We start from the raw sequence: 2,527 nt of genomic DNA on the forward strand, positions 1-2,527 counted from the left end.
CGCTGGCGTTCCCTGGAACACCCCTCATCCGTCTCGGCGCTGCGCGCCGATCCACCTTCTCCCACAAGGGGAGAAGGAAAAAGGGCGCTACACCAGCCCCCTCTTCACCATCATCGCCTCAGGCGACGGCATCTTGCCCCGGAAGGCCGTATAAAGCTCCTCCGGATCCTTCGACCCACCCGCGGCGTAGATGTTCTTCAGAAGCCGCTCGGCGAGTTCCGGATTGAAGGCATCGCCCGTCTCCTCGAACGCCGAGAAGGCGTCGGCGTCGAGCACTTCCGACCACATGTAGGAATAATAGCCGGCTGAATATCCGTCGCCGGCGAAGACATGGCCGAAATGCGGGGTGCGGTGGCGCATCGCGATCGTGTCGGGCATATGCAGCTTTTCGAGCGTCTCGGCCTCGTAGCGAAGCGGCTCCGCCGGCGCGTCCGGCCGCGCATGATAGGCCATGTCGATCAGCGCCGAGGCGGTGAACTCGACCGTCGCGAAACCGGCGCCGAAGGTGCGGGCGGCGAGCATCTTGTCGAGCAGCGCCTTCGGCATCGGCTTGCCGGTCTTGACGTGCAGCGCATGCTTTTCCAGCACCGCCGGCACGGTCAGCCAGTGCTCATAGAGCTGCGAGGGCAATTCGACGAAATCGCGGCTGACCGAAGTGCCGGAAACCGACGGCCAGGTAACGTCGGTCAGCATGCCGTGCAGCGCGTGGCCGAACTCGTGGAAAAGGGTCTTGGCCTCGTCGACCGACAGAAGTGCCGCCTCGCCGGCCGGCGGCTTGGCGAAATTCATGATGTTGTAGATCACCGGCTTGGCGCCGTCGCCGAGCTTGTAGCCGGACCGAAGCGCGCTCATCCAGGCGCCGGAGCGCTTTGACGGGCGCGCAAAATAATCGGCGAGGAAGAGGCCGCGTTCGCTGCCGTCGGCATTCTTCACCACGAAGACACGTGCGTCGGGATGCCAGGCTGTAATGCCCTTCTTCTCTTCGAAGGTAATGCCGAACAGGCGTGTCGCGACATCGAAGCAGGCTTCGATGACACGTTCGAGCTGCAGATAAGGCTTCAGCTCCGCCTCATCAAAGGCGAATTTCTCGGCACGCAGCTTCTCCTGGTAGAAGCGCCAGTCCCAGGCCGCGAATTTCTCGTTGCTGCCGGCATTCGCGGCCAGCCGCTCCAGTTCCTTCTGGTCGGCCGCGGCCTTCTCCAGCGCCTTTTCCCAGACTGGGTCGAGCAGCTCGTGCACGGCCTTCGGCGTTTTTGCCATCGTGTCGTCGAGCTTCAGCGCCGCGAAGGAATCGTAGCCCAGCAGCTTCGCCTTCTCGGCGCGCAGCTTCAGCATGTCGCGCACGACATCGGTATTGTCGGAGGCGCCGCCATTCTGGCCGCGCATGATGAAGGCTTTGAACGCGATCTCGCGCAGGTCGCGGCGCTCGGAAAATGTCGAGAACGGCTCGTAGATCGAGCGCGACAGCGTCACCGCGTAACGGCCCTTCTGGCCGCGCATTTCGGCCGCTTCCGCCATCGCGCTCTTCAAAAAGTCCGGCAGGCCGGCAAGGTCGGCCTCGTCGAGGAACAGCGCCCAGTCACGCTCGTCGGCCAGCACGTTCTGGCCGAATTTGGTGCCGAGCGAGGAAAGTTCCTCATTGATGGCCGCGAGCCGCTTCTTGCCTTCTGCGTCCAGTTTAGCGCCCGACCGGACAAAGCCTTTCCAGGTCTTCTCCAGAACGCGCAGCGTTTCGGCATCGAGCTTGAGGCTGTCGCGCCGCTGATAGAGGTCGTCGATGCGGGCAAACAGTTTTTCGTTCATCGAGATCGCCGAGAAATGCCGCGACATCTTTGGCGAAACCTCGCGCTCCATCGCCTGGATCGTGTCATTGGTATGAGCGCCGGCGCGGCACCAGAAGATCGACGAGACACGGTCGAGCGCTTCGCCGGCAAGCTCGAGCTCGGCAAGTGTGTTCTCGACGGTCGGCGCCTCGCTGCTGCCGGCGATCGCGTCGATCTCGGCCTGATGCGCCGCCAGCGCCGCGTCGAAGACCGGCCCGAAATCATTGTCGCCGATGCGCGAGAAATCCGGCAGGCCGAGCGGCCCTTGCCAGACGGTCAGCGGATGGGCGGCGAGATCGACGGTTTTTGAAGATGACATGATTATTCCGGTGGGCTGATTTGGAGGCGGGCTGCCTCGGATGTAGGGCGATGCCGCGCGACGCGCAACTTGGGTAGCTCCGGGGGTTCGCCTTAGGACATTCAAGGGGTAAGACGATTCGCCGTTTCCGTGAAACGATGAAACGCGCTGGTTCATCGCAAGCGCTGGAGATTGGCTGAAACCTTCCGAACCTCGTCATCCACGGGCGGAGCGGGAGCGAAGCGGACGCGGAGACCCGAGGATCCATTCCGTGACCTTAGCCGAGGAACGCAGCGGAGCAGAATTCTGCACAGTGGCAACGCCTCGACGTCACGGAATGGATCCTCGGGTCTGCGCCGCGTCGCTTCGCTCCTTGCTCCGCCCTAGAATGACGATCGCGACGGGC

General features: G+C 63.2%; 1 protein-coding gene. It reads right to left on the bottom strand.

The annotated features are described in order from the left end of the window. Positions 1–87: 87 nt before the first annotated feature. Positions 88–2,142 carry a M3 family metallopeptidase gene (locus tag FJ980_RS29725; RefSeq protein ID WP_140547190.1) on the bottom strand — a complete coding sequence of 685 codons (2,055 nt, stop codon included), beginning with the start codon at positions 2,140–2,142 and terminating at the stop codon, positions 88–90. Between the last annotated feature and the right edge of the window lie 385 nt (positions 2,143–2,527).

Source organism: Mesorhizobium sp. B1-1-5, from assembly GCF_006443065.1.
Lineage (GTDB): Bacteria > Pseudomonadota > Alphaproteobacteria > Rhizobiales > Rhizobiaceae > Mesorhizobium.